This is a genomic window from Actinomycetes bacterium (assembly GCA_024222295.1).
Lineage (GTDB): Bacteria > Actinomycetota > Acidimicrobiia > Acidimicrobiales > Microtrichaceae > JAAEPF01.
Window position 1 is genome coordinate 1 of sequence record JAAEPF010000101.1, and the last position, 3,625, is coordinate 3,625.

Below are 3,625 nucleotides of genomic sequence, written 5' to 3' on the forward strand. Positions count from 1 at the left end.
GGGCCGCGACGGCCTTGGGGCGGCCGGCGGGGGAGCCGACCGGGTCGGCCATGGCGCCCGCCTCGGGGCGGCGCTCGGGGGGAGCGACCACGGTGCCGGCGGGATGCTCGGCGCGGAACGCGTCCACGTGCTCCGGACGGAAGCGCTGGTGGACCGAGCAGTGACCCTTCCAGAGTAGGAACGTAGCTTCCTTGAGCTCGGCCTCCTCGAGGTCGCCGAGGTCGTGGCGCGGGTCCCACACGGCCATGTCCGCCTCGGTGAAGCCCATGTCGAAACCGGTGTTGCGACCGAGATGCTGGTCAGGGAAGAAGAGCACCTGCTTGGCCTGCGGACCCTCGGGGTCGTTGAGCGCCCACTCGAGTACGGCGCGGGCATTCGAAGACGTGCACACCGCGCCGCCGTGTCGCCCCACGAAGGCCTTCAGGTCGGCCGATGAGTTCATGTAGGTGATGGGCAGCACCGACTCGATGCCGGTCACCTCGGCTATCTGCTCCCAGGCATCCTCGACGGATTCGATGTCGGCCATGTCGGCCATCGAGCAGCCCGCATTCAGGTCGGGCAGCACCACCTGCTGGTGGTCGCCGGTCAGAATGTCGGCCGACTCGGCCATGAAGTGCACACCGCAGAACACGATGTAGTCGGCCTGGGGTCGCTGCTGGGCCAGGCGCGACAGTCCGAAGCTGTCCCCGCGGGCGTCGGCCCAGCGCATGACCTCGTCTCGCTGGTAGTGGTGGCCCAGGACGAAGACTCTGTCTCCGAGTGTCTCCTTGGCCGCGGCGATTCGTTCAGCCAGTTCCTCGGGCGAGGCTTCGCTGTATTCGGTGGGCAAGCCGATCTGTAGGCGCAGCATCTGGGTGGACCTCCTTGGGGCCTCGCACGGGGCGCGGGCTCTGAGGGCCTCCGATTGTCAGCCGGTGGGGGCAGCCTGGTCGCCACGCCACGGGGATGTCGGCCTCGGAAGCATATGGGGCCGGGGGCCAGGCCGGCTGTGCACAGGTTAGACCTGCGTACCGACCTGCAACAGCCCCTGTTCGGGATTTGTTCCCCGCCGATGCCCGTACGACGTGCGACTGGCCCCGCTGGTCGGCAAGGATGTGCCGGAACGAGGTCGGGCGGAGCGGGGGGCGAGATGGCATTTGTGGCGGGCAAACGGGTGCGGGTGGCGGCGGCGGCCGTTGCAGTGGCGGCGTTGCTCACGGCCGCGTGCGGTGTGTCGCCACCGGTGGGACTCGTGCCGGCGGGCCAGCCGGGAGCACACGGCCCCTGCGGCTTCGAGCGAACCGACCTGACCAACGACCACGACTGGCGCCACAAGGTGTTCGTGCTCGAGCCGACCGGTGACGGGGAGCCGTGGACCGGTGGCTCCTGTGACGACGACAGCCGCCCCGTGGCATTCCTGGCCCACGGCTACGCCGGCAACATCTATGAGGGATACCAGGGCCTGCTGGAGCACCTGGTGTCCAACGGTTTCGTGGTGGTCTTCCCGGGCTACTCGATCGAGTTCGACCCGCCGAGCCAGTACGAGACGGTGGACACCGGATTCCGCCAGGGCGTGGAGTTCTCCAAGCGGGCCGATCCGTCGCGCTTCGGGATCGTGGGCCACTCCTTCGGCGGCGGGATGCTCTACAGGCTCGTGCAGGACGCAGCGGCACGCGGCTGGGGCTCCGAAGCCGTGTGGGCCGCCAACTTCGCTCCGTACTTCGCGATGTTCAACCCCGGCGACGGCCCGATCGACCTGCCGGACCACATGCGCTTCACGATGGTGACCTACCAGAACGACGCCTTCGTGGACGCCCGGATCGCCATCGAGCAGTTCGCCTCGATCGACGTTGCCGACGAGGCCGCCCAGCACGTGGTGGTGTACTCGGACCGCACCGGCACGCCGTCGCTGGAGGCCGAGCACATCGGGATCGTGACCGTGGAGGTGCTGCCCAACCTGTCCTCGATCAACACCGACCACTTCGACCACTGGGTCGGGTTTCGTTCCTTCGACGCCACGGGAAGGTGCGCACTCGACGGCGAGTGGTGCGACACGGATCTGAGCTACACCGGCACGTGGCCCGACGGCCGAGCGGTGCGCCCCGCCGTGGTGCGAGACGACCAGCCCGATGTGGGTCCGATCCCCGCTCTCATCGAGTGCGAGGTCTGGTGGCTGAATCCGCGTCCCTGCCCCTGACCGGCAACAGGGGTACCGTCGGGGACGATGCTGGAACGTCCCCCTGCGGGCACCATCCCCAACGCTCCCGGTAGCTATCAGTTCAAGGACGCGCACGGCCGCGTGATCTACGTGGGCAAGGCGAAGTCACTCCGCCAGCGCCTGTCCAACTACTTCCAGAATCCGGCGGTGCTCCCTGTGAGGACCGCCCAGATGGTGGCCACGGCCGAGTCGGTCGAGTGGATCCAGGTCCGCAACGAGGTCGAGGCACTCATGCTCGAGTACTCGTTGATCAAGCAGCACCGGCCGCGCTTCAACGTGCGTCTGGTCGACGACAAGTCCTACCCATACCTGGCGGTCACCGAGTCCGACGCCTGGCCCCGGGCGATGGTGATGCGGGGTCGCAAGCGGAAGGGCACCCGGTACTTCGGGCCCTACGCCCACGCGTATGCGATCCGCGACACCCTCGACGAGCTGCTCCGCACCTTCCCGATCCGCACCTGCTCGGACGCCAAGCTCCGCCGTCACGAGCGGCTCGGCAAGCCTTGCCTGCTGTTCCACATCGAGAAGTGCTCCGGGCCCTGCGTAGGCGAGATCCAACCCGAGGACTACCGGCTGCTCGTGGGCGAACTGATGGCCTTCCTCGACGGCCGGACCCAACCGGTGCTCGACAGCCTGGAGTCGGACATGCGCCGGGCCGCCGACGACATGGAGTACGAACAGGCCGGGCGGCTTCGGGACCGGATCGCCACGGTGCGGCGGGCGATCGAACGCCAGCAGATGGTGGCCGACCGCAACGAGAGCTTCGACGTGCTCGGCATCGCGGAGGACGACCTCGAGGCATCGGTGCAGGTGTTCATGGTGCGCCACGGCCGGGTGGTGGGTCGCACCGGCTTCCTGCTCGACAAGGTCATGGACCTCGACGGATCCGAGACAGTGAGCGCGGCGATGGAGCAGCTGTATGGTGACGAACCGGCCATGGGCTGGCCGAAGGCCGTGCTCGTGCCGACGATGCCCGATGACCCCGACCTCTACACCGCGTGGCTGGCCGAGATGCGCGGCACCAAGGTGGAGATACGGGTACCACAGCGTGGTTCGAAGCGCGAGTTGGCAGGCACCGTCACCGAGAACGCGGCGGAGGCCCTCACCCGCCACCGGCTCAAGCGTGCGAGTGACCACAACAGCCGGGCGCGGGCCCTCAACGAGTTGCAGGACTCCCTCGGGCTGCCCGAGGCCCCATTGAGGATCGAGTGCTACGACATGAGCCACCTGCAGGGCAGCGACTACGTGGGCTCGATGGTGGTGCTCGAAGACGGACTGCCCCGCAAGGGCGAGTACAGGCGCTTCCGCATCCGCGGTGTGGAGGGGAACGACGACTTCGCCGCCATGCAGGAAGTGCTGCACCGGCGACTCACCAACTACATCGAGCAGCGCAAGTTGCCGGTTGCTGAGCGCGGCAAGTTCGCATAC

General features: G+C 68.1%; 3 protein-coding genes. 2 read left to right on the forward strand and 1 reads right to left on the reverse strand.

Annotated elements, in window-relative coordinates; genetic code table 11:
* A partial coding sequence (nadA, locus tag GY812_17655) for a quinolinate synthase NadA (protein ID MCP4437307.1) occupies positions 1-850 on the reverse strand: 850 nt, incomplete at its 3' end.
* 279 nt (positions 851-1,129) lie between these two features.
* On the opposite strand from nadA, the gene GY812_17660 reads away from it, so the two are divergent.
* Together GY812_17660 and uvrC are read left to right on the forward strand one after the other, a co-directional pair.
* A complete protein-coding gene (locus tag GY812_17660) occupies positions 1,130-2,176 on the forward strand; it encodes a hypothetical protein (protein MCP4437308.1) in 1,047 nt (348 codons plus the stop codon).
* 27 nt (positions 2,177-2,203) lie between these two features.
* Positions 2,204-3,625: excinuclease ABC subunit UvrC (gene uvrC, locus GY812_17665; protein MCP4437309.1), on the forward strand; the 1,422-nt coding region annotated here is incomplete at its 3' end.

Excerpts from the sequence above, each read along its gene's own strand:
- GY812_17660 (MCP4437308.1), top strand. The coding sequence starts at position 1,130 with ATGGCATTTGTGGCGGGCAAACGGGTGCGGGTGGCGGCGGCGGCCGTT.